The organism is Sphingomonas phoenicis (assembly GCF_047238005.1).
Classification (GTDB): Bacteria; Pseudomonadota; Alphaproteobacteria; order Sphingomonadales; family Sphingomonadaceae; genus Sphingomonas.
In genome coordinates this window covers 14051-37806 of record NZ_JBDFMC010000006.1, presented here as the reverse complement: position 1 = coordinate 37806, position 23756 = coordinate 14051, and the positions used below count along the sequence as shown (strand labels likewise).

Genomic DNA, 23756 nt, shown 5'->3' with positions numbered 1-23756 from the left:
AGAAGTGGGTTCGCCGCCTATTCCCGGCAAAAGATCCAGTCGCTGCGCAGCCAGAGCGGCGCGAGGCACAGCGGGGTGGAGGAGAGCGGCAGGACCGCCTCCGCCACCTCGATGCCCAGCGTGCCCTGCATGAAGGAGCGGCGGGCCTGCATGCGGGCCCAGACCGCGGGGTGGCGCGCGGCGAGTTCGGCGCGCAGTGCCTCGTCGGCGAAGACGACGCTGTCCTCGCAATTGAGCGCCCAGCCGTCGCAAATCGGGGTGGGGATCACGTCGACCTGCATGTGCATACCCGAGCGCAGCCGTTCGGTGGAGCCGGGGCGGACCGGGCTGGTCGACCATTCCTCATGCCCCGTCAGGTGGCCGGGGTTGAGGAGCGAGCGGAGGCCGCCCTCCGCCAGCGTCGCGGTCACCGCGTCGAACAGTTCACCACCCGTCACGCCGATATCGGCGACCGCATACCAGCGGACCAGCGCCCTGAAATAGGCGGCCGCGACCGCGACGAATTCGTCGTTGGCGTCGTCGACCAGCCCCGCGCGTGCGGTCAGCCCGCCCCACAGCCCGACCGCGGTCGACACGCCGTCGCCCTGCCCGATCCGGCGCGGGCCGGCGCTCGCCAGCCCGATCACCGGGCCGGTCGCGGCGTTGCCCGAGGCGAGCATGGCGTGGACGTTGAACGGCTCGCCCCGGTACAGCATCCGCGCGGCGCCCTCCGCCTCGCTGTCGCCGGGGCGCAGCTGGCTGAGGATGTTCCACACCATCTCCGATCCGCGCGCGGCCGCGGCCTCGAAGATCGCAATCTGGTCGGCGTCGATGATCGATCGCTGGCCGTGTTCGGGATGGAGCAGGACGGGGGTGCGATCGACGACGCTGCCGGCGACGCGCTGGACCGCGGCCAGATAGGGGGCGGGGACGAAACCCGGGGCCTCCCCCTCTCCTTCCCACTCTTCCGGCTCGAGATATTTCCAGCCGACCATGCCGACGCGGTCGCCCGTACCGATGCCGATGTCGCGCAGCACGTCGGTCAGGCGCGGGGCCTGGCTGCGGTCCTGCCCGGGCAGGCTCATCGTCTGCGACAGCCGCACCTCGAGTCCGGGCAGCGGCGAGACGACGGCATAGGGCACGCACTCGTTGCCGGTCACCAGCACGCGGCGACCGCCGGGGCCGAGCAGCAGCAGCGCCTCCTCGAACCGCGGCTCGAACCCCGACAGGAACATGACGTTCGCCAGATGCTCGCGATCGGCATAGACCACCAGCCAGTCGGTCCCCGCGGCCGCCAGCGCCGCGTCGCAGCGCGCGGCATAGCGATGGGCGGGCAGCGCGGGAGGTTCGTCGATGGTGCCGAAATCGGGGATCGGGATCTGCCGGAGGGCGATCGTCATGGGAAGCGTGACCTTTCGAGAGGCTTGCTGGCAACAATATATATGACTTATCCTCGGTTTAATCGGATGAGGGGCGAGGGGGCAAGGGCGATGCGCGGTTTACTGGGGTTGGCTGTGATGGCGCTGTCCGCGGGACCGGGAGTAGCGGGATCTTCCTCCCTCCCCGTCACCCCGGGTCCAACCCGGGGTGACGAGAGAACGGTCACCATCACCCGCGACGGGTTCGGCATCGCGCACATCCATGGCCGGACCGACGCCGATGCGGTGTTCGGGATGATCTATGCGCAGGCCGAGGACGATTTCCCCCGGATCGAGCGCAACTACCTGACGGCGCTCGGCCGGCTGGCCGAGGTGGAGGGCGAGGCGGCGCTGTGGACCGACCTGCGCCAGCGGCTGTTCGTCGACCCGGCCGACCTGCGCCGCGACTACGCCAGGACCCCACGCTGGCTGCGTGCGCTGATGGACGCGTGGGCGGCGGGGCTGAACCACTATCTCGCCACCCATCCCGCCGTGCGCCCGAAGGCGATCGCCCGGTTCGAGCCGTGGATGGCGCTCGCCTTTTCGGAAGGGAGCATCGGCGGGGATATCGAACGCGGGGTCGATCCCGCCGCGCTCGCCGCCTTCTATGGCGGGGCGGCGCCTCCCGCTCCCGCGTTGGCCGCTGTCGGGGCGGATGCCGGCCGGCTGGTCGAGCCCAAGGGATCGAACGGCTTCGCCTTCGGCCCCGACCGCAGCGCCAGCGGGCACCCGCTGCTGTGGATCAACCCGCACACCTCGTTCTTCTTCCGCGCCGAGCAGCAGGTGACGAGCGATCAGGGGCTGGACGTCTACGGCGCCGCCACCTGGGGGCAGTTCTTCGTCTATCAGGGATTCAACCGGCGCCTGGGCTGGATGCACACGTCGAGCGGGGTCGACAATATCGACGAGTTCGCGGTCGAGGTGGCGGAGCGCGGGGGGCAGCTCCGCTACCGTTACGGTACGGCGTGGCGTCCGCTGCGGCAGCGGGTGGTGACGCTGTCGGTGCGCCGGCCGGACGGGACGCAGGGCACGCGCCGCTTCAACGTGCTGGCGACGCATCACGGGCCCGTCATCCGCCGCCAGGGCGCCGGTGAAGGGGGCAACCGGTGGATCGCGGTGGCGATGCTGAACAACCCGCTGGCGGCGCTGGAGCAGAGCTGGCTGCGCACCCGCGCGACGACGCTGGCTGATTATCTGAAGGTCGCCGAGCGCAAGGCGAACTCGTCGAACAACACGATCCTGGCCGCGGCCGACGGCACCATCGCCTATCTCCACCCGCAATTCGTGCCGGTCCGCGACGCGCGGTTCGACTATACGAAGCCCGTCGACGGCAGCGATCCGGCGACCGACTGGAAAGGACTGCACCGGCTGGCCGAGCTGCCGCAGGTGGTGAACCCGCCCAGCGGCTGGGTGATGAACACCAACAACGCGCCCTGGGCCGCGGCCGGGCCGGATACGCTGCGTGCCACCGACTTCCCCCGCTACATGGACCAGTTCGGCGAGAACCCGCGCGGGCGCCACGCACTGATGCTGTTCGACAACACGACGCGCTTCACCGCCGCCACGCTGACCCGGGCCGCGTTCGACAGTTTCCTGCCGCTGTTCGACGAGCAGATCGGCGGGCTGGTCCGCGGCCATGCCGCCCTGCCCGCGACCGACCAGCGCGCCCGCACACTCGCCGCGCCGGTCGCGCTGCTGAAGGGATGGGACCGGCGCTGGGCGACCGGATCGGAGGCGACGTCGCTGGCGGTCTATTGGGGCGAGGCGCTGTGGGCGAGCGAGGGGCGGCGCGCGGCAGCCGCGAACGTGCCGCTGTTCACCTGGATGGCGACGCAGACCACCGATGCCGCGCGGGTCGAGGCGCTGGCGACCGCGGTGGAGCGGATGCGCCGCGACCATGGCACGTGGCGGATCGCCTGGGGCCGGATCAACCGGTTTCAGCGGCTGTCGGGCGTGCCGAAGACGTGGGGCACGCCGCGCTTCGACGACAAGGCGCCCAGCCTGCCGGTCGGCTTCACCTCGGGCAATTTCGGCTCGCTGGCCTCGTTCGGGGTCGAGCGGCAGGCGGGGCAGCGCTGCTTCTACGGCACCAGCGGCAACAGCTTCGTCGCGGTGGTCGAGTTCGCCCCCGAGGGTCCGCGCGGCTGGGCGGTGTCGGCGGGCGGCGAGAGCGGCGACCCCGCCTCGCCGCACTTCGACGACCAGGCGCGACGCTACACCACCGGCGACCTGCGGCCGATCGTGCTCGACGCCGCTGGCCTGCGCGGGTTCGCGTCGTATCGGCCGGGCGATGCACGGCCGGCGGAGCCGGCGCGGGTGGCAGAACATGCGGCAGGGCGGGGGAGCGTCTGCGGGGAGCCGTAACGGCATTGCACCCGATGGCAGTTTTTGCCATTATTTCTTGGGCAGGAGACCGGCCATGGCGTCCATGAACATATCGCTGCCCGATCCGATGCGCGATTATGTGCAGCGGCGGATCGACGACGGACAATATGCCAGCATCAGCGACTATGTCCGCGACCTGATCCGCCGCGATCAGGGCGCGATCGACGACGAGCAGCGCTGGCTGGCCGAACTGGATGCCTCGATCGCGGAAAGTCTGGCCGAGATGCACGCAGGTAGCGGCATCGACCTTGACCAGGCGTGCGAGACGGTGTTGACCGACATTGGATCGATCGACGGCCCGCCCCGGCGGTGAGGGTCGTCCTGTCCTCGCGCGCGGTCGCCGATATCGCGCGTATCGGTCGGTTCATCGCCCGCGACAATCCGCGCCGCGCCGTCACTTTCGTCGAGGAATTGCGGGGGACAGCGCAGCGGCTGGGCGATCTGCCGCACGGATTTCCGCTGGTGCCGCGTTACGAACGCCACGGCATCCGTCGGCGCTCGTGGAAGGGATATGGCATCCTCTACTCCGCCCTGCCCGACCGCATCTTCGTTCACCGCGTTCTCGGCCCCGGTCAGGATCACGATCGCGCGCTGGGGTTGAGTTGAAGACCGCCCCGCGCCGGCCACCCTCACGGCCGCATCGGGTGCTTCCCGGCGGTGAGCAGCAGGTCGAGCGCGCCGCGGATCAGTTCGCTCATCCGTTCGCCGGCGAGGACCGGCTGCCCCTCGATGATCGCATCGGCGACGCGCTTGTGTTCGCGGACGCTGGCGCGGGGGACGCCCTTGTATTCGTTGGTGCGGCGGATCGAGAAGCGCAGCGTGGTGTCGACCAGCCCGGTGAACTGGCGCATGAAGCGGTTGTTGCTCGCCTGCAGCACCGCGATGTGAAACGCGATATCGGCCTCGAGCGAATCCTCCTCGCCGCGGTCGGCCGCGGCCATGCGCTGGGTCGCGTCGATGATCGCGCGCCGCTGCGCCCCCGTCGCCGAATGCGCCGCCAGCGTCGCCGCGCGCGGCTCGATCGACATGCGGATCTCGGTGAAGTCGATCAGCAGGTCGATCGAGAAATCCCGCTGCAGCATCCAGCGCAGCACGTCGGGATCGAGCAGGTTCCAGCTCGCCTCCGGCAGCACCACCGTGCCGGCGCGCTTGCGGCCGAGCAGCAGGCCCTTGGCGGTCAGCATCTTCACCGCCTCGCGCAGCACCGGCCGGCTGACGCCGTAGCGCTGGCACAGCTCCGCCTCGGTCGGGAAGGGACGATCGGGCAGATAGGCCTGGGTGACGATCGACAGGCCCAGGTCGTTGACGATGCTGGCGGTGAGGTTCAATCCCTCATCGGGCGCCGCGATCATGCCCATGCCCTCCGTCCGCTGCCGCGTGTCGTTGGTCGCTTCCATGTCTACAGCCTATCGAAGCCGGGTAGCCGGCGCCACTATGCCGTGAGCGGCGAGCGGGACGTCACCCCGAAGCGCAGCCGCGTCTCCGACCGGTACGTCATGCCGGGGTCGAGGCGGGTGGCGGGGAAGTCGGGGCGGTTGCAGGCGTCGGGCCAGTCCTGCGCCTCCAGGCACAGCCCGCCATGGCGGGGAAAGCGGCCGGACAGCCATCCGCCGCTGTAGAGCTGGAGCCCGGGGCGGTCGGTCGACAGCGTCAGGGTGCGGCCGCTGGCGGGATGGTCGAGCCACGCGACCTCGCGCAGGCCGGTGCCGGACAGGCAGAGATTGTGGTTGTAGCCGCGGCCGAGGCGGATCTGCGGGTCGTCGCCCTCCCCCGCCTTATCGCTCCATGCTTCGCCGATGGTGCGCGGGCGGGTGAAGTCGAACGGGGTGCCGGCCACCACGCGACGCTCGCCGGTGGGGATCGCGGCGTCGTCGACCGGCAGGTAGGCGTCGGCCGCGAGGCGCAGGCGGTGGTCGGCGATCGTCGTCCCGTCGACCCCGGACAGGTTGAAATAGCCGTGCGAGACGATGTTGACGTGGGTCGGCCGGGTCGTCGTCGCCTGGTACACGATCGCCAGCTCGCCGTCCGCCGACAGGGTGAAGGTGGCGGTGACGGCGAGCGCGCCGGGATAGCCCTGGTCCCCGTCCGGGCTGTCGTGGCAAAGGACGATGCGGGCCCGATCCGCCTCGACCACCCGCCAGATCACGCGGTCGAACCCGATCGGGCCGCCATGGAGCTGGTTGGCGCCCTCGTTAGCGGCGAGCGGGTAGCGCGTGCCGTCGAGCTCGAAGGCGGCACCGGCGATGCGGTTGGCGACCCGGCCGCAGGTCGCGCCCAGATAGACGCCGCTCCCCTGCCCCGCCTCTGCCGCATAATCCTCGACCCGGTCGAAGCCGAGGAGGACGCGGGCGTTGCGGCCGTCGCGGTCGGGCGCGTCGATCCGGGTCAGGCGCGCGCCCAGATCGGTCAGCGTCACGGCGACCCCGCCGGGCGAGGCGAGGGTGAGGAAGCGGGAAGCGGCCATCGGTCCTCTATCGCACCCGGGTCAGGATCATGCCGACGCCCTGGAAATCGCCGCGCAGCGTCACGTCGACGCCGTGGTTCATCCAGTAGGCGCCGCTTGCCTGGGGCGGGATGGTGGCGGGCAGCGGCTGGCCGTCCATCGCCTCGATCCGGTACTGCGCCTCCGCGTCGAGGCCGCGCAGCGTGATCGTCGGCATCACGTCGAACTTGTGGGTCGAGCCGACCAGCGTGAACAGCGCCGCCTGCCGCTTGTCGGGCGCGACATAGAGGTTGGTCCAGCGCGCATCCGCCTCGTCCGCGCGGTTGAGGCGGTAGAGGTCGCCGCGCTGCACCGTCTCGCGGATCCGCTTGTACGAGGCGACATAGTAGCGCGCGGTCGTGAAGTCGGCGTCCTGCCACTTGTTCAGGTTGGTGCCGATGCCCAGCCCCCCCTGCATCGCCGACAGGAAGCGGAAGGACAGGGTCGTCTGGCGGTTGTTCACCCAGTTGGGGCTGTCGGTGACCCACGCCATCATCGCGGCGGGCGCATAGGCCTGGGTGAAGCCGTCCTGGATCAGCATGCGGTCGAACGGGTCGGTATTGTCCGACGGCCAGACCTGGTCGGTGCGCGACATGATGCCGAGATCGACGCGGCCGCCCCCGCCCGAGCAGCTCTCGATCTCAAGCTTCGGATGGCGTTTCCGCAGCTCGTCAATGATCCAGTAGAGGTTGCGGACATAGGCGACGTAGATCGTCTGCTGGTCGTTCACGTCGGCATCGGGCCAGCCGGGTTCGGACCAGTTGCGGTTATAGTCCCATTTGAGGAAGGCGATGTCGTTCTTCGTGACGAGGTCGTCGAGCACCTGGAGGACATGGTCGCGCACGTCGGTCCGCGCGAGGTTCAGGACCAGCTGGTTGCGCCCCTCGGTCCGCGGCCGTTCCTTGAACTGCATCACCCAGTCGGGATGGGCGCGGTAGAGGTCGCTGTCGGCGTTGATCATCTCGGGTTCGACCCACAGGCCGAAATCCATGCCGAGCGCCTTCACCCGGTCGATCAGCGGAGTCAGCCCGCGGGGAAACTTGGCCGGGTTGACCGTCCAGTCGCCCAGCCCCGCCTTGTCGTTGTTGCGCGCGCCGAACCAGCCATCGTCCATCACGAACCGCTCGACCCCCAGCGTCGCGGCGCGCTCGGCGAGCGCGAGCTGGCCCGCCTCGTCGACCTTGAATTCGGTCGCCTCCCAGCTGTTGTAGAGGACCTTGCGCAACAGCGGCAGCTTCTGCCCCTCCGGCCGGGGCAGGATCTGTTCGCGCTGGAAGCGGTGGAACAGGCGCGAGGCCCCTCCCCGCCCCTCGTTCGAGAAGCCGGTGTAGAAGACCGGCGTCGCCATCGTCGCGCCGGGGCGCAGGCGATAGGCGAAGTCGAACGGGTTGTAGCCGCCCGTGACGCGGATCCGGCCGGTCACGTCCTGGTCGAAGGTCATCCGCCACGACCCGCTCCACGCCAGCGCGCCGATCCACGCCGGGCCGTTCTCCTCGGTGGTGTCGCCGCGGGTGATGGTGAACCACGGATTGTTCTGGCTGCCGGTCGAGCCGCGGCGGCTTTCGAGGACGGTCGAGCCGGCGGTCAGCGCCCGGTCCTGCAGCGTCCATTCCGCCGCCCAGCGCCCGGTCGAGTAATGGAGGCGATAATCGTAGGCGACCGGCAGGGTGTAGCCGGCCGCGGCCACCTGATCGACGCGGACGTCGGTGGTGCCGCGGTTCTCGATCGTCGCGGTGCGGGCGATCACGCCGGTATCGGGATCAATGCGGTAGATCAGCGTGACGAACAGCGGCCGGTCGAGGTCGCTGAGGGTGACGCGGATCTCGTCCTTCATGATCTGGTGGCTGCGGTAATAGAGGACGAGGTCGCGGTTGCCGTCGGCATAGGTGACCTTCAGCGCCGGTTCGGCATAGAGGCCCCCGCCCTGCCCGGCATATTCCTGCGGCACCACATTCGCCGCCACGTCGAACCCCGACAGGCCCGACAGCTCGGGCGCGGCGAGCGGCGCCTTGTCGGGCAGGCGGCTGCCCCAATAGACCGACTGGAGGATGCCGGTGGCGTTGACCTTGAACGCATAGGTCACCTCTCCGCCGTCGAGGCGGAAGATCTTGCTGGTGGCATCGTAGCTGGCCTGTGCCAGCGCCGCGCCCGGCAGCATTCCCGCCCCCGCCACGCCCGTCGCCAGCAATATGCCCCGGATCAGCCTGATCATCACCCTCATCCCATCGTCGTCGGTGCCGGCCGTCGGTCGGCCGTGCGCCGGGAGTTGCTAGCTTCATCGCCCGACGGACGGAAGATATAATGTCATATTTAGAAACACCGGTTGCGGGCGAATGTTGAGGAAGTTGAGGATTGCGAAGGGTCGGCGCCACGTTGCGGCCGGAGGCGGTTCGGGTGCGATTTCCCTGGGTTGCCGGCTCCATGGGGTGACGAACCGGGCAAATGCGGGGCGGATATGTTTCGACAGTTATGCTGTCGTAAGTACCGGACCCTGCAGGGGCGACCGGGTCGGAGGGGAGCGGCGGATCGCATGCGGGCGGTATATCCCGGCAAGGGGGGTGTAGGACAGCGCGACAGGTATACGTGTCGACATGTCGTCACGTCGGCAGCGGCCGTGCTCCACCGCCCTGCTGCCCGAAGCGGATCGTTGCGACATCCTTTCCACCCCGGCGGAGGCCGGGGCCCAGGTGGAACGTCGGTCGCGATCGATCGCGACCGTTACCCGACTGGGCCCCGGCCTTCGCCGGGATGGTCGTCCGGCAGCCATTCGTGCCGCCCCCTTCGCGTCAGCAGGGACGCCCGCCCTCGCGGTTGCCGGAGAGCGTGTAGTTCGTCGTCCGCGCGCCCGGCTGGGTCATGGGGTCGCAGGCCTGTGCCGATCCGGTGCGCGGGGCGGCGCCCTCGATCCGGACGGTATAGGGGAAGCGGGTGCCGCGGACCGGCTCGCCATCGGGCTGCCAGCCCAGTGTCTCGTACGCATAGGGGGTCGCGGTGACGGCGAGGTACAGCGCGGTGCCCGCCGGCGGGGCGAGCGACGCGGTGGCGCTGGCCTGGCCGACGACCGCGGCGAGCGGCGCATAGGTCGCGCGCCCGTCGGTATCGACCGCGACGAGGGTGAAGCGCCACGCGGCCCGGTTGGCGGTCGTGCCGCCCGTCAGCGTCACCCGCACCGTCCCGGCCGAGGGGGTAAGCGGCACCAGATGCGTGCCCCATTGCAGCAGCGGCCGCTCGGCCGGGGGCGCGAAGCTCTGCCCGTCGCTGCCGCTGGCGGCGAGCGGCGTGTAGAAATGCGGCAGCCAGCTGGTCGTGCGGGTCGCGCGCAGCTGGTCGAGCATGGCGCGCTGGTTCCGGAAGTCCATCGCCGCCAGCCGGGCGCCGTACCAGCCGGCATCGTCGGCGAACGAGGCGAAGCCGTTCGGGTACACCCCCGCCTCCTGCGCCAGCCGCACGAAGGCGGGCAGGAAATCCTCCTGCGTGGCGCCGCCCGCGTCGCGGCGGTTGCGCAGCCAGGTGCCGAAGACGAACGGGCGGGTCGCGTCCTGCTCGAACAGATGGGTCATGATCGGCGTCGCGCCGTAGCGTGCGGGCGAGAACAGGAAGCCGTTTTCCAGCTGGTTCAGATAATCCGCCGCGGACGGATTGAAGGCGGGATTGATCGCGAAGGCGGTCCATTCCGCCCCGGTTTCCCAGATCATGCCGGCATCGCCCTTGTCGCGGAAGCCGCCCGAGTAGAACTGGATCATGTGGCCGAATTCGTGGGCGAGCACGTTCGAGCCCCGGGCGACGCCCCAGGCGGAGATGCCCATCGTCTCGGCCGCGCTGGCGCCGCAATCGCCCAGATCGTCGGTGCCGGGCGCGGGACGGCCGGTGCCGCACAGGAAAATGTCGAGCTTCTGCCGGTCGGCCGCGTCCGCGAACGGCATCGGCGCGCCCAGCACGTCGCGGGCGATCAGCCACGCCCGCTCCAGCCACTCGCCGGTCTCGCGGACGACCTGATCGATCGGGCGGTTCTGGCGGGCGATCTCGCGATAGAAGCTGCCGGCGGTGTTCGGGCCGTACCAGATCGCGAAATGCTGCGTCTGGTAGGCGTTCAGCCGGCCGCTGCGCACCAGATCGGCCGAGGACAGGCCGTCGCGATAGACGAGCCGGTAGGCGGCCGGGTCGGCCGCGGCGGGGTGGGCCGCCTGTGCGGCATTGATCACCGTCCGGTCGGCATCGGTGAAGGATTCGGCGCGGAACTGGCGCCGGCAGCCATCCTCCAGCTCGAGGATCACGGTCTGCCGGGCCTCGCCATAATCCTCGCCATACGCATGGACGAGGCGCGCCGCGAAGGGCGCGCCTGAGGCGGTGCCGGGCGCCTCGAGCGGGAAGGCCCCCTCCCCCGTCGCGCGCGGCGTCCAGCGGCGCAACTCGGCACGGCCCCAGGGCGTGGCGGACGAGCGGCTGCGGCAGCCGAGCGGTGTCGCCTCGGCCTCGGTCACGGGCGGAGACGGGGGCGTGGGTGACGGGGTGGTGGTGGGGACGTTCCCGACCGGGGGCGCCGCGCCGCCATCGTCGCTGCCGCCATCGCCGCACCCGGCCAGCAGCGCCGGCAGCAGCAGCAGCGCGGCCTTGTAGAACGATGTCATGCGCATGCCGGCTCCTTCACCATCCGGCACGTCGTAGGCGGGAAGGAACGGCGGATCCGTGAACGGCGCGGGCAGGTACAGCACTCACCGGAACCGTTTATGGACATGCAGGTCGATCTACGGGTCGACCTGTCTACATGTCGATAGGTCGACCGGTCAGAACGCCGGTGGCGCCTCCGCATCGGGGAGCGCGGCGCCCAGCCGGCGGGCGATGGCGGGGGCGATCGCGCGCATGTCGACGACACCCAGGTCGCGACCGGCGGGGATACCGGGGCCGGCGACGATCAGGGTCGAGCGCATCGCCGGATCGGACGGCAGATAGCCGTGCATTCCCTTGTACTTGGCCGGCGAGGCGATCGGTGCGGCGGGGTCGCGGCCGGTCTGCGCGCCGGGTTCGAAGGCGACGAAGAAGCTCGCCTCGCCCGTGCCTCCGGCCCGCGCGATCGCGGTGCGATCGAGGATGCCGTTGATGCGATATTCGCGGTTCGCCGCCATTTTCGCGAGCAATTCCCGTACCCTGGCGACCAGCGCCGGATCGTCGGGCCGGGCGAGGCGGACCGCGGCGGTGCCGCCCGCCAGCCACGGCATCGCCTGCCACCCGGTCACCTGCCCGCCGGCGTCGAGGGTGATGAGCCCGGCCTCGATGAACGGGCGGAAGAGGTTGATATCGGTGGAAACCGGCCGGAAGCCATGGTCAGACACCAGCACGATCGTGATGTCGGGCATCGCCGCGCGGGCGGTGCGGACGAGGTCGCCGACCAGCGCGTCGGTCGCCTCGATCGCGGCCTTCGCGCCGGGCGAGCCGGGGCCGTCGGCGTGCTCGGCATGGTCGATCCCGGCCATGTAGACGGTCGTCAACTGTGTCTTGTCCGTCAACATCGCCTTGACGAACGGCACGCGCGCGGCGTCGCCGGCGACGCTTTCGTCGATCCCCTGCGGATAGCGGGCGCCGACCCGCTGTTCCAGCCGCGCGACCAGCCCGGGGGTGGCGAGCGCGGCGAGGAGCTTGCGGTCTTCGTCGGTGCCGGTGCGCCAGATCTGCGGCAGGTTGGCATCGATCCCGGCCGCGCCGACCGACACCGGCCAGTGGACGTTGCCGGTCGACAGCCCGGCCGCGTGCGCCGCCTGCCACAGCGTCGGCACGCGGATGTCCTGCGCGTACCAGTACCAGCCGGTTTGGTTCTTCTGCGCGGGATCGAAGGTGAGATTGTTGGCGATGCCGTGCTTCGCCGGGGAGGTGCCGGTGATGAGCGTGGTGTGGCTGGGATAGGTGAGGGTGGGGAGGACGCCCACCACCCCTTGCGCATGCGCACCCGCCGCGGAGAGCGCGGTGAGGTTGGGGAGATTCAGCCCCCGCTCCTTCGCCTGCGCGACGTCGGCGGGGCGGAGGCCGTCGAGCGAGATGAGGAGGACGGGGGCGGCGGGGGCCGCGGTGGCGGTCGCGACGAAGGCGGCGAGGGTGAGCCCGGCTGCCTTTGCGGTCCTTGCCAGTCCCGTCATCCCGGCCTCGAGCCGGGATCCCGCTTCTTCTCCGGGCGGGCAGGAAAAGCGGGACCCCGGCTCGAGGCCGGGGTGACGGGTGGGGAGGGGGTGCGGATTCATTGTGGTCGCCATCGCTGCGGGTTCCTGACGTGGGCGTTGCGGGGGTTCTCAGGGCGAAGACGCGGGGGACGCGAAGAAGGGGGGATCGCGCGGAGACGCGGAGACGCGGAGGAGTCCCGTGCGCGGCAGCGCACCTTCCCCGTTACCGGCCGGCGATGGAGGGCCGCTGGCGCGGCGGGGCACGACATTCTCCGCGCCTCCGCGTCTCCGCGTGAACCCCCCTTCTCCGCCTCTCAGCGCGATCCCCCTCCTTCCTCGCGTCACATTCCGTGCGACGCTCAGAACCCCCGGCGCAGCGTGACGAACCACTGGCGCGGGGCGCCGGCGAGCAGGGTCTGGTTGTCGCCGCTCGCGGTGTAGCCGTTGGTGCCGATCGTCGAGATATAGTCGCGGTCGGTCAGGTTGGTGACGCTACCCTCGATCGCCAGCCCTTCCAGCACCCCGCCGACCCCGGTCAGGCGATAGCCGATGCTGGCATCGACCAGCAGCCGGTCGCCGACCGAGCGGTCGTTCAGATAGTTGAAGTAGCGCCGCGACATATAGTCGCCGCCCGCGCGGGCGAAGAAGCGGCCGTCGTCATAGACCACCTCGCCCTTCGCCATGTGCCGCGGCGTATCGACCACGGTGCGCCCCGCGGTCGGCGACAGGACGGTGCCGGCCGCATTGACGACGTCGTCCTGGTAGGTCGCCTTGTTGTACGAATAGCTGGCGAACAGCGTCAGCGGGCGGAACACGCGCCAGCTGGCCGCCACCTCCGCGCCATAGCTCTCGACGTCGCCGGCATTGTTCAGCGTCGGCGGGTTGCCGATGATGCCGGCGCCGTTCGAGAAGCTGAGCAGGCGGTTGGCGAAATCGACGTAATAGCCGACCGCCGACAGCTGCAGCCCGCCGGTGCGGACGCGCACGCCGCCCTCCGCGGTCTTCGACGTCTCGGGCTTCAGCGTGCTGCGGATGCCGTTGAACCCGGCCTGCGTCGTGGCGAACGGCCCGGTCGTCGCCGAGGAGACGAAGGCGCGCATATTCTCGGTATAGCTGGCGAAGACCTCCGCCCCCCCGCCCAGGAAGCCGTCGCCCAGCCGGAAGACGAGCCCCGCCTGCGGCAGGAACCAGTCGCGCGCCTCGATCGCGCCGGCGACCAGCGAGCCGGTGAGGAGGTTGGCGCGGTTGGTGACCTTCATCCCCTTCCACCCGCCGCTGAGCGTCAGCCGGCCGAGGTCGAGCGTGTCGGCGACGTGGTACTGCACCGTCTCGGTGTCGTACTTGCCGTCCCACTGGGTGAAGAAGGGGTCGGACTGGAAATCGCGCGCGTTGCGGTTGGGCGTGGCGGTGTCGGTCATGCCGTAGAAGCGGCGCGCCTGGCGGAAGGTGTTGCTCTCGTACCAGCCGCCCAGTTCCAGCCGGTTGGCACCGGTCTGGAGCGCGAGGCGGGTCAGGTTGCCGGCGCGCTCGATCGCATATTCGGTGGTGCGGAAGGAGAGGGGGGAGGCCGCCCCGATCGCGCCGCCATTGCCGTCGGGGGCGCCCGCCGGGGTCGCGGCATAGGGGGTGATCCACGACCCCTGGCCCTTGTTCTTGTGGTAATAGGCGGTCGAGACCAGCGACAGCGCGTCGGTCAGCCTTGCGTCGAAGGTGACGCCGCCCAGCCAGTCGCGCCGCACCCCGGCCGCGTCGTAATAGGCGTCGTCGACGCTGCCGAACCCGGCCGGATAGGTATAGCCGACCCCGGCCCAGGGCGGGGTGAACCCGCCGGTCGAGCCGTTGTTGGCGGCCTGGTACGCGGCGATCGCGGCGTTGTTCTGGTAGATCTTGCCGATGCGCAGCGCGAGCGGATAGTCGTTCGAGATATTGTCGGCGGTGAGGCCCCGGCGGGAGATGATGTCGAGGCTGAGATCCTGATAGTCGTTCTCGCGCCGGTCGGAGAAATTGACGAAGCCGGTGATGCTGCCGCGGTCGCCCAGATCCTTCACCAGCTTGGCGTTGACCTGATGCTGGCGCTGGACGCCGAAGCCCTTCCACTTGTCGGTCGTAAGGAAGCCGTAGCTGACATAGCCCTTCAGCCCGCCCCCGATGTCGCCGCTGTCGGCGCGGACGAAGGCGCGCACCGTGTCGTTGCTGCCCCAGGTGCCCGAGCCGACGAGGTCGAACGCGTCGGACGGCGCGCGGCTGGTGAACTGGATGGTGCCGCCCAGATTGCTGGTCGACGCGGTGCCGAGCGCGCCCGCCCCTTGCGCGACGGTGGTGGCGGCGAGGTTTTCGGAGATGGCGGCGCGGCTGATGTGGAGGCCGTTGACGTTGCCGTAGCTCATGTCGCCGAGCGGCACCCCGTCGAGGGTGAAGCCGAGCTGGTTCTGGTTGAACCCGCGAAGCGAGATGCGGGTCGACCATTCATAGGCGCCGAACGCGTCGGCCGACTGGAAATTGACGCCGGGCAGCTTGGCGATCGCCTTCAGCGGCGAGGTGCCGGGGGTGAGCCGCTCCAGATCGGCCGCGGTGACCGTCTGCACCTGGCGCGTCTGGCCGAAGCCGAGGACGACGATCTCGCTGTCGGCGTCGGCCGGGGCAGGGGCGTCGGCGGGCGCGTCGAGGGGGGCGGCTTCCGTGGGGGCGTCGGCGGGGGCCGCATCGGGGAAGGCGGGCGCGGCGAGGTTGCGCATCTCCTGCGCCGCGGCGGGTACGGCGAGCGCGGCCACGAAGAGGGCGGAGGCGGCGACGCCGAGCATCAGCCGGTTGCGTACGATCATCGATATGGTCCCCATCGGGCGGCGTGGTCTCGCCGTCCCGTCAGCGGTGCCCGTGGTCGCCGATGGTTACGCTGGCGCGACGATCGTGCGACGGTTCGGTGACGATGCACGGGGTGATGCGCGGGGGACACGGGACGTGTGTCGACATGTAGATATGTATATTTGCCTACATCGCTACCGGTGCGAGGCCGATAGCGACGAGCCGGCCATCGCAGCAGCGTGGCTCATGCGCGAGCCGCACCGAAAAGGCGGAGGCCTGCTGCCATCCATGCCGGCCGTGGCAGGATGGCAGTGCCCGTATCCACTCGTCCATATGTAGATATGTCTACACGTCGACGAGTGGACATAGCCGAAACCGCGGGTCAGAAGCGCGGCAGGGTTATCCGTGCGCCGGCGAAGACGTAGCGGCCGACCAGCTGCTGGAAATAGTTCTGGTTGCCCAGATCCGGCTTCTGATCGAACACGTTGGTGACGCCCCCGAAAAACTGGAAGCGCTCGTTCGCCTGGATGCTGAAATTCAGATTATGGAGCGCGAGCGGCTTGATGAACTTGTACTCCGGCGCCGTCCGGTCGGGGTTGTTGTCGTTGATCTGGTTGGAGTTGCGCAGCGTCTTGTCCATCCACAACAGGCTGTAGCCCAGGCTGACGCCATCGAGCGACCAGGTGAGCGACGGACTGACCTGGAATTTCGGTGCGCGAAAGGCGTTCTCCTGGCGGCGGTTGGTGATGTCGGCACCCGGAGAACCGATGAATTCCAGCTTGTCGAGGTAGTTGCCGACGACGCGGAGCGCGAAATCGCCCGCCGACGCGGTCCGCAACTGGTAGCTGATATTGACGTCGAGCCCCGCGGTGCTGAAGCGTGCGACGTTCTGCGGCGTCACCAGGAAGCTGGTGATGTTGCCGGGCCGGGTCGTGCCGACCGTCGTCGCGGTACGGGTGATCGCACTGCAGAACTGGTTCTGGAGCGTCGGCTGGTCGACGCAAAGCTCGGCCAGCTCGCGCGCGGTGACGGTGTTGATCGCCCCCTCGATCCGGGTGTCGTACCAGTCCGCCCGTACCAACAGGCCGGGGATGAAGCGCGGCTGGATCACCGCACCGGCCGTCCAGGTCTTGGCCTCCTCCTCCTGCAAGGCGGCATTCCCGCCCTGGAAGCCGGGCAGGCTGGTCGAACGGGTATCGAGGTAAGTGGCCGGGTTGGCGACGCCGAGCCCGGTGAGCAGGGTGCGGCAGTTGGCCGCGCGGAACTGCGTGCCGTTCTGGATCTCGTTGTTGTTGCAAGGGTCGGCGATGAACGCGAAGGTCTGCGACGACGCGCCGAACAGTTCGCTGATATTGGGTGCGCGGACCGACACCGAATAGGTGCCGTTGAACGTCAGGTCACGGACCGGCGCCCAGCTGCCGTCGACCTTCCAGGCGGTGGTGCGGCCGATCGTCGAATAGTCCGACAGCCGCAGCGCGGCGCCGACCGTCAGGCGATGGGCGAAGGGCAGGTCGCTCAGCAGCGGCGCACTCAGTTCGCCGAACACCTCCTTCACGTCGAACGACCCGCGGGTGGCGCCCAGCCGGTTGCCGAAGGTCAGCCCCTGTGCCGACAGGGCATCGGGGGTGAAGCGGCTCTCTTCCTTGCGGTATTCGGCGCCCAGCGCAAACCCGACCGGGCCGCCCGGCAGCGTGAAGATCTGGCCGAAATCGCCCGACAGCGATCCCGACACCACATTCTGGCGCAGGCGCGCGCGGTTGGTGGTATCGGCGCGGACGAAGTCGAGCGCGGCCGGACTGGCCTGCCCCTCGCCGAAGGGATTGAAGGGCACGCACTCGCCGGGGCGGAAGGTGGTGGGCGCGAAGACGCGATTGGGGTTGAACGGCTGGTCCGGCGTCCAGTTCGGGTCGACATTGACGCGGCAGGTGATCTGGCCGCTGGGCAGGCGCACGGTATCCAGTGCCGCGAAGTAGCGATCGTTGAACAGGTCGTTGACGTAGCGGTTGGTGACATCGGTCTGGCCGAAGGTATAGGACAGCTCGTACCGGGCGTTCGGCCCGAGCTCCCCGCGAAGCCCCGTCACGCCGCGAAACGTCTCGCGCGTGATCGTCGAGCCGCGCTGGCCGATGTCGAAATTGTCGCGGTTGAGCAGCACGCCATCGGCGCTGACGGGCAGGCCGCTGGGCAGATAGGGATTGTCCGCCGGCAGCAGCAGCGCGAAGTCGAAGCTGGGCTGGCCGAGCGTGAAGGAGCGGGTGTTGGCATATTTGCCCTCGACGAACACCTCCACCGCCGGGCTGAACGCGAACCGTGCCATGGCGTTGACGATGTGGCGCCGGTTGTCGGGCTGGAGATCGTTGGCATAGTCGGAGAGCAGGGTGCCGCTGCCGCCCTGCTGGAACGCGGTCGGCACGAACCGGCCGGGATCGAAGGGAACGGCCCGCCCGCCGATGCTGATGAAGTCGGGCACCGCGTCGAAATCGACATCGATGCCGCCAGCGCGGGCGGAATCGAAATAGCGGACGTTGTTCAGCGGGATATAATCCGGCACCCCGTCGTCGAGCCCGCGGGGGTCATCCGGATTGACGAAGAAGCCCACCGCCTGCGTTCCGCGCAGATAGGAGCGATCGCGCGATTCCAGCCGGCTCTCGCTGCCGAATTCATAGGCCAGCGCGACGTTGCCGCGCCCGTCCGCGAAGTTGCGCCCCGCCGTGACCGACAGCAGCCGCTGCCCGGCATCGCCGCGGGTCGAGATGCCCGCCTGCGCGCGGGCCGTGAGCCCCTCGAAATCGCGCTTCATGACAAAATTGACGACGCCGGTCACCGCATCCGCGCCGTAGATCGCCGATGCGCCCCCGGTCAGAACGTCGATCCGCTCGACCAGATCGGCGGGAATGGTATTGATGTCGACCGCCTGGCTGCCGGGAACCGAGGCGACCTGGCGCCGGCCGTCGATCAGCACCAGCGTCCGTTCAGTGCCCAGGTTGCGCAGGTTGAGAAGGTTGAGGCCGGCACCGCCGACACCGGCACTGCTGCCGGAATTATCGAGCGAGTTCTCCGAATTCTGCAGTGCCGGGATACCCACCAGCACGTTGGTCAGGTTGGTCTGGCCCGACTGCCGCAACGTGGCGGCATCGACGGTGACGACCGGGCTTGGCGTGTCGAAGTCCGGGCGGCGGATGCGCGATCCGGTGACGACGATCTCGTCGGTGCCGTCGACCGATACCGGCTCCGCCCGGGCGGAGGGTGCGGCCGGCTGCGGCAGATCCTCGCTCGATGCCGGTGCTGCCTGCGCCTGTACGGTCTGCGCCTGAACGGCGCCGGTCAGCATCAGGGCGAGCAGCATCGCACCCCGTGCGACACCCGTGCGATACTGGATTCGTGAGTTCATCGGTCGATTGTCCCCGGTCATCTGAAACAACGATCAGGCCGGGAACCATACCGCACCACAACAGATTTCGGGTGATACCTCTATTTTACTACAGACGTGTTGCAGTTTCGCACTTCCGATTTATGCTTATATTCAAATATCTGCTATTATTCCGGCCCGTTGCCGGTCAGATCATCACCCGCTCGACCTCGTCCAGCGTCACATGGTCCGACCGGCGATCGTAGAGCTGGGTGGTGCGGGTCGAGGCGTGGTTGGCCATGGTGGCGGCGCGTTCGAGGGTGCCGCCATTCTTCAGGTAGGCGGTGATGCCGGTCGCGCGGAAGCTGTGGTTGCCGATCGCGGTGTCGATCCCGGCCGCTGCCCCACGCCGGCGGACCATCTGATAGGCATTGGCCTGGGGCAGGGGGGTGCGGCTGAGCTGGCCGGTGCCGCGCGCGATGGTGCGGAACAGGGGGCCCCTCCGGTCCTCCGCCAGCGCGCAGCCGTCGATATAGGCGTGGAGATACTCGTCGAGATTGTGGTGGCAGGGCATCTCGTGCCGCTTGCCGCCCTTTTCGTGCAGGCGCACCCACAGGCGGCGGTTCTGGACGTAGACGTCCTCGACCCGCATCGCCAGCGCCGCGCCGACTCGTGCGAAGCTGTAGACCATCAGCGCGATCAGCGCGCGGTCGCGCAGGCCTATACATGTCGACACGTCGATACTGTCGAGCAGCGCGCGCGCCTCGTGCGGGTCGAGCACCGGCGTTTTGCCGCGCCGCACGCTGTAGGCGGGGCCGCGGACCGAGACGGCGGGGTTCTGCGCCACCACCTGGCAGCGGACCAGCCAGTCGAACAGGTGGCGGACCGCGGCGAGCCGCTGCTTGACGGTGGGGACCGAGACGGTGCGGCCCAGCTCCTCGATCCAGGCGGCGACGTGGAGCGGCCGGATCTGCGCCAGCGCGACGACGCCGCGCGCCGCGCACCAGTCGAGGAAGTCGACGACACCGCGGGCATAGGCGCGACGGGTATGCGGGTTGCGGATCGTAGCGGCGAAGAATTCGAGGAAGTGGCGCTGCGCATGGCCGTCCGCCGCGGCGACGATCGCGGGGAGGGCGAGGCCGGGTCCAAGGGCTGGCGGGGGAAGGGGGGCGGGCGGGGTCATGGTGCGGGGTTCCTCGGGGAGAGAGGATGCCGCATCGTGTCGTCGAGTGCAATCCTACATGTCTACGTTTCGATGTGTCTACATTCATACATGCTGATCAGCCACTATTGCGGCCATCCCGCACCCAGCCTCAGCCTCAGCATGGCTCTGAGCAGCATTCCGCGAACGGGTCGACGGCATCATGATAGCCAATCGCGGTCGTTGCGACCGTGATGAGAATATTCCGGGTTGTCGCATCGCTCCCGCGCGCCCGACCAAGAACGGTACCAGCGGCGTCATCCCAATGTGGAAGGAGAGGAAAGCGACCACCCCGCTCGTCATCTACAGATCAGGTGCAGACTGACGATACCGTCGTGGAAAGGTGGCGCACGTCGCCTTTGATGGTTCAGTCGGTGATCCACGTAGGCGGCCAATTGCAGCTACGCTAATTATGAACGATAAAGGACATTATCATATTAAATTAATTGCCTGATGCTTGTTGCTGCCGGATCCTGGACCATCGGTTCCGCGGATCCCCGGCGAGGTCTCGGTCGGCCCTTTAAAACCTGCTCGTCCTGCACTACCGCGCTCGTTCACCATTATCGCAGGCAGCAGCACGTTGAAGGCGGTCGTCAAATCCCTTCTGGGCATCCGCGTTCCGCCGGCTGGAGAAGTCGGTCTGGACGCATTGACGCGCGACTGGACCTTTGCGCCGTCACCCCCGAATGCGGTAGTCGCCGCGCTTCGCGTGGCGATGCTCGCCCGCGTTCGCCGGGCGCCGGCCTCGCTGACCCTCACGCCATTGAACGCACGTCCACGCTGGATCGTCTATTTCGTCTACCTGCCCGCAGGCGAACTGACCGCCGCACACCGTTTCACATTGGACCGGCTGCGATCGGCGGATGCTTCATTGTGTGTTATCTGCGCGGCCCCTTCTCCCCGTGCTGTTCCAGAGGAGCTGCGCCGGATCGCGGACGCTCTCTACTGGAAGGATCTGCCAGGATTCGACTTTTCCGCCTATGCGCTCGCTGTTCGGGAAACGGCCCGCCTCAGTCCAGGTGCCGACATGCTGATCCTCAACGATTCAACCTTCGGGCCGTTCGCATCGTTGGACGAGTTATGGCCTGCGATGCGGTGGGAGCTGACCGGTTTCACCGCCTTCTCGCAGATGCAGGATCATATCCAGTCCTACGCCTTCCATCTCCGCCAAGTGACATCGGCTACCGTTCAGACGTTACGCACGGTGCTGCCGAGCGACTTCGCTGTCGATCATTACCGTAGCGCAGTGTATCTGCAGGAGAGCCGGTTTGCGGCCGTCGCTGCCAGATCGATGTCGGTGGGGGCACTGTGGCATGCCGACGCACGGCGATGCGGCGATCCCAGCATCTTCGCCGCCCTCCCGCTTGTCCGAGCCGGCTTTCCCTTCCTGAAGCGTTCGCTCCTGTCGAAGAACGCGCACGCCTATCCACGCCAAGCGCTATTGGACACGTTGCGCGATCTCGGCCATCCGGTCGACACGCTATAGCCGGTCCTGTCAGAGACAGCACGGCACCGATCCCTGCCCATCACCGGAACGGTTCATGAATCTGCTGGTCACCATCACCTACAACGCCATCGGGCACGACATACTTGATGGTTTCTTCGCCTCCATTCGGGCGCAGAATGCCGACGATTTCATCCTGCTGGTCATCGACAATGCTTCGACCGACGGAACCCGCGAATATCTGGCCGCGCTCGAGATGCCCAATCTGCGGGTGATCCTGAACGACGAGAATGTCGGTTTCGGCCGTGCCTGCAACCAGGGCATTGCCATGGCGCGGGAGATCAATGCCCGGTGCATCACCTTCATCAATAACGACACCGAATTTGGACCCGATCTGATTGGCGGAATGGCCCGTTCACTGGAGGAGACCGGGGCAGCCGCGCTCGCCCCCCTTATCACTCCCTTCGATCAGCCCGATCATATCTGGTTCATCACCGGCACCTTCAGCTGGCGGCGTGGCATGATTCCGGTCCATGACCATATCTGGCAGCCGAGATCTGCGGCCTCGACCGAGCGATTCCAACGCACCGATTTCGTAACCGGGTGCTGCGTCATCTTCCGCATGACCATATTCGACACCATCGACGGCTTCGACGACCGGTTCTTTGTCTATTGGGAAGACGCCGATCTCAGCATGGAGATGAAGCAGCGCGGTCTTGCCGTACTGGTCGATACCGCGCTGGTATGCCGCCACAAGATCGGGATATCGACCGGCGGCACCTACAGCGCGTTCACGGTGTACAATGCCAACAAGGGATACCTGCTGTTCGTGCGCAAGCATTACGGCCGCGCGGTCCTGGCCTATGTCCTGCCCGTCGTGTTCGCCAAGCTGATCGGCAATCTGCTGCGGGGACGTATCCGGCCGCAAGTGATCGCACCTTGGTACCGCGGATTGCGTGACGGCCTGCGCGGTTGACCAGCGATCGGATTAGTTGCCCGACCTCGTACGCGGCAGCCGCGCGCTGACCATATCTCTGGCTATCTGGCGTGCTTCCCTGAAGCTCGGCGTGGGCAGAAGGACGATACACATCACGTAGACCAGGCCCCCAGCGGCCACCAGCGTAATGAGCGTCGTCCACGGATCCAGCCGCAACCGGCTGCTCGCGAAGAGGACGCACAAGCTCATCAAACCGGTAGCCAGCGCGATATCGGCAACATCGAGCAATTGTCGACCCAACGGATAGCCGATCAGCCTGCCGATCGGCCGGGCATTGAGGACGAGGCTCGCAACACTGCCGAACACGAGCGCATAGGCCAGCCCCTCGATACCGAAAAGGCTGCCGATCACGGCACCAGCGATCCCGATTACCTTTTTCTGGATCTCCAAATGCAGGAACTCGCCGCTCCTTCCCAGCGCCAGCAGCATCTGTAGATTGAGGACGTGGAACGGCAGGAACACGCCGGCAAAAGCCAGGATCCTCAGAATCGGTGCCGCTTTGATCCACTGCACGCCGAAGAGACAGACCATCACCAGATCGGCCGTCAATGCCAATCCCACCACCAGCGGCACGCTGCCCAGCAACGCCAAGCGCAGAGATATCCGCAACCCCTTGGTCAGCGCCTCCGCATCGCCGGTCCGCGACGAAAAGAGAGGAAGCGCGACACGCCCAATGATCGCACTCAGAATTCCACCCGGTAGCGCCTGGGTGGTACTCGCACGATTGAAGAGACCAAGTTCGTGAATGCCGTGCAACTTGCCCACCAGCAGTGCGAAGCCTTGGGCATAAATGACCTCCAGCACGCCGGACAGGCTGAGATACGCACCGAAACGCCAGAGCGGGCCGAGCGGTCTGAGGTCGATCTTCCAACTCGGCCGCCAATCGCTGATTACCCAGAAAGCCACTGTCGTGGCCGCTGCGGCGACCAGGATCTGAAGCGCCAGCGCCCAAACTCCCCAGCCGGCCAGCGCGCTCGCCAGCGCAGCCAGCCCCGAGCAAGCCGACGAAATCAGCCCTACCTTGGTCGTGATGTCGAAGCGGAGATCGCGGTTCACCAGAGAGATATGAACAGAGCAGAGCGCCGAGATGACAATCTGTGCGGCCGCCACCAGCAGCAACGGCTGCAACACCGGAATGCCGTAGAAGCGGGCGATCACCGGCGATGACAGGACGACGATCGCCGCCAGTGTGCCTGCCATCGCCATGTTGGCCCAGAAGACCGCATTCTCTTCGGCAAAGCCGATATCTTGGCGCTGGATCAGCGCGGTCGCGAGACCGCTCTGAACGAAAACGACCGAAAGACCGCTGAAAAATGCAAGCAGGGCGACCGCACCGAAATCCGACGGGGTCAACAATCGTGCCAGCGCGACGGAAATGCCGAATGTCATCGACTGCCGCACAACGATGTCGATGGCACTCCACATTCCAGACGACATGGCAGTCTGGATTGATGGCTTGGCCGGCGCATTCGACATGGGCGTGCGGGATGACGGACTGGACATGGATGACGCTGAGACGCTGGCGATCCGAGAACGGAGAGGACATCGGC

At 68.0% G+C, this 23756-nt stretch carries 15 protein-coding genes; 5 read left to right on the top strand and 10 right to left on the bottom strand.

The features are described from left to right. Window positions 1–17: 17 nt before the first annotated feature. Complete coding sequence (locus ABC319_RS19735) at window positions 18–1379, bottom strand: hypothetical protein (RefSeq protein ID WP_413071980.1); 1362 nt, start codon at window positions 1377–1379, stop codon at window positions 18–20. Window positions 1380–1496: 117 nt separating this feature from the next. Between ABC319_RS19735 and ABC319_RS19730 the strand changes: the two genes are divergently transcribed. From ABC319_RS19730 to ABC319_RS19720, 3 genes are read left to right on the top strand one after another with little or no spacing between them, the layout of a single operon-like run. Beyond that, a complete protein-coding gene (locus ABC319_RS19730) occupies window positions 1497–3761 on the top strand; it encodes a penicillin acylase family protein (RefSeq protein ID WP_413071979.1) in 2265 nt (754 codons plus the stop codon). Window positions 3762–3816: 55 nt separating this feature from the next. Further along, a complete protein-coding gene (locus tag ABC319_RS19725; protein WP_413071978.1) occupies window positions 3817–4095 on the top strand; it encodes a type II toxin-antitoxin system ParD family antitoxin in 279 nt (92 codons plus the stop codon). Next, complete coding sequence (locus ABC319_RS19720; protein WP_413071977.1) at window positions 4092–4388, top strand: type II toxin-antitoxin system RelE/ParE family toxin; 297 nt, start codon at window positions 4092–4094, stop codon at window positions 4386–4388. Before ABC319_RS19725 ends, ABC319_RS19720 begins: the two co-directional genes overlap by 4 nt. A 23-nt stretch (window positions 4389–4411) precedes the next feature. Here ABC319_RS19720 and ABC319_RS19715 read toward each other — a convergent pair whose 3' ends face one another. The 8 genes from ABC319_RS19715 to ABC319_RS19680 form a co-directional block, all read right to left on the bottom strand. After that, window positions 4412–5179, bottom strand: a complete 768-nt coding sequence (locus ABC319_RS19715) for a FadR/GntR family transcriptional regulator (RefSeq protein ID WP_413071976.1) — start codon at window positions 5177–5179, stop codon at window positions 4412–4414. A gap of 35 nt (window positions 5180–5214) precedes the next feature. Continuing rightward, window positions 5215–6246 (bottom strand): aldose epimerase family protein, encoded by a 1032-nt coding sequence (locus ABC319_RS19710; protein WP_413071975.1) that lies wholly within the window; start codon window positions 6244–6246, stop codon window positions 5215–5217. 7 nt (window positions 6247–6253) lie between these two features. Further along, on the bottom strand, window positions 6254–8476 hold the full coding sequence (locus ABC319_RS19705; RefSeq protein WP_413071974.1) for an alpha-galactosidase: 2223 nt from the start codon (window positions 8474–8476) through the stop codon (window positions 6254–6256). A gap of 574 nt (window positions 8477–9050) precedes the next feature. Next, window positions 9051–10898, bottom strand: coding sequence for a DUF6055 domain-containing protein (locus ABC319_RS19700; protein WP_413071973.1), 1848 nt, complete (start codon window positions 10896–10898; stop codon window positions 9051–9053). A 150-nt stretch (window positions 10899–11048) separates the two neighbouring features. Further along, window positions 11049–12392 (bottom strand): alkaline phosphatase family protein, encoded by a 1344-nt coding sequence (locus ABC319_RS19695; RefSeq protein WP_413071972.1) that lies wholly within the window; start codon window positions 12390–12392, stop codon window positions 11049–11051. A gap of 380 nt (window positions 12393–12772) precedes the next feature. After that, complete coding sequence (locus ABC319_RS19690; RefSeq protein ID WP_413071996.1) at window positions 12773–15148, bottom strand: TonB-dependent receptor domain-containing protein; 2376 nt, start codon at window positions 15146–15148, stop codon at window positions 12773–12775. Between the two features lie 449 nt (window positions 15149–15597). Then, complete coding sequence (locus ABC319_RS19685; protein ID WP_413071971.1) at window positions 15598–18606, bottom strand: TonB-dependent receptor plug domain-containing protein; 3009 nt, start codon at window positions 18604–18606, stop codon at window positions 15598–15600. Between the two features lie 166 nt (window positions 18607–18772). Continuing rightward, a complete protein-coding gene (locus tag ABC319_RS19680; protein ID WP_413071970.1) occupies window positions 18773–19747 on the bottom strand; it encodes a tyrosine-type recombinase/integrase in 975 nt (324 codons plus the stop codon). 598 nt (window positions 19748–20345) lie between these two features. Between ABC319_RS19680 and ABC319_RS19675 the strand changes: the two genes are divergently transcribed. Further along, window positions 20346–21251 (top strand): rhamnan synthesis F family protein, encoded by a 906-nt coding sequence (locus tag ABC319_RS19675; RefSeq protein ID WP_413071969.1) that lies wholly within the window; start codon window positions 20346–20348, stop codon window positions 21249–21251. A 55-nt stretch (window positions 21252–21306) separates the two neighbouring features. Then, window positions 21307–22185, top strand: a complete 879-nt coding sequence (locus ABC319_RS19670) for a glycosyltransferase family 2 protein (protein WP_413071968.1) — start codon at window positions 21307–21309, stop codon at window positions 22183–22185. A gap of 12 nt (window positions 22186–22197) precedes the next feature. On the opposite strand, the gene ABC319_RS19665 is transcribed toward ABC319_RS19670, so the two are convergent. Continuing rightward, the gene (locus ABC319_RS19665) at window positions 22198–23709 is read right to left on the bottom strand and encodes a lipopolysaccharide biosynthesis protein (protein ID WP_413071967.1); all 1512 of its coding nucleotides are present in this window, start codon (window positions 23707–23709) and stop codon (window positions 22198–22200) included. Window positions 23710–23756 lie beyond the last annotated feature (47 nt).

Excerpts from the sequence above, each read along its gene's own strand:
- ABC319_RS19735 (WP_413071980.1), bottom strand. The coding sequence starts at position 1,379 with ATGACGATCGCCCTCCGGCAGATCCCGATCCCCGATTTCGGCACCATC.
- ABC319_RS19730 (WP_413071979.1), top strand. The coding sequence starts at position 1,497 with ATGGCGCTGTCCGCGGGACCGGGAGTAGCGGGATCTTCCTCCCTCCCC.
- ABC319_RS19725 (WP_413071978.1), top strand. The coding sequence starts at position 3,817 with ATGGCGTCCATGAACATATCGCTGCCCGATCCGATGCGCGATTATGTG.
- ABC319_RS19715 (WP_413071976.1), bottom strand. The coding sequence starts at position 5,179 with ATGGAAGCGACCAACGACACGCGGCAGCGGACGGAGGGCATGGGCATG.
- ABC319_RS19710 (WP_413071975.1), bottom strand. The coding sequence starts at position 6,246 with ATGGCCGCTTCCCGCTTCCTCACCCTCGCCTCGCCCGGCGGGGTCGCC.
- ABC319_RS19705 (WP_413071974.1), bottom strand. The coding sequence starts at position 8,476 with ATGATCAGGCTGATCCGGGGCATATTGCTGGCGACGGGCGTGGCGGGG.
- ABC319_RS19700 (WP_413071973.1), bottom strand. The coding sequence starts at position 10,898 with ATGCGCATGACATCGTTCTACAAGGCCGCGCTGCTGCTGCTGCCGGCG.
- ABC319_RS19695 (WP_413071972.1), bottom strand. The coding sequence starts at position 12,392 with ATGACGGGACTGGCAAGGACCGCAAAGGCAGCCGGGCTCACCCTCGCC.
- ABC319_RS19690 (WP_413071996.1), bottom strand. The coding sequence starts at position 15,148 with ATGCGCAACCTCGCCGCGCCCGCCTTCCCCGATGCGGCCCCCGCCGAC.
- ABC319_RS19685 (WP_413071971.1), bottom strand. The coding sequence starts at position 18,606 with ATGAACTCACGAATCCAGTATCGCACGGGTGTCGCACGGGGTGCGATG.
- ABC319_RS19680 (WP_413071970.1), bottom strand. The coding sequence starts at position 19,747 with ATGACCCCGCCCGCCCCCCTTCCCCCGCCAGCCCTTGGACCCGGCCTC.
- ABC319_RS19670 (WP_413071968.1), top strand. The coding sequence starts at position 21,307 with ATGAATCTGCTGGTCACCATCACCTACAACGCCATCGGGCACGACATA.
- ABC319_RS19665 (WP_413071967.1), bottom strand. The coding sequence starts at position 23,709 with ATGTCCAGTCCGTCATCCCGCACGCCCATGTCGAATGCGCCGGCCAAG.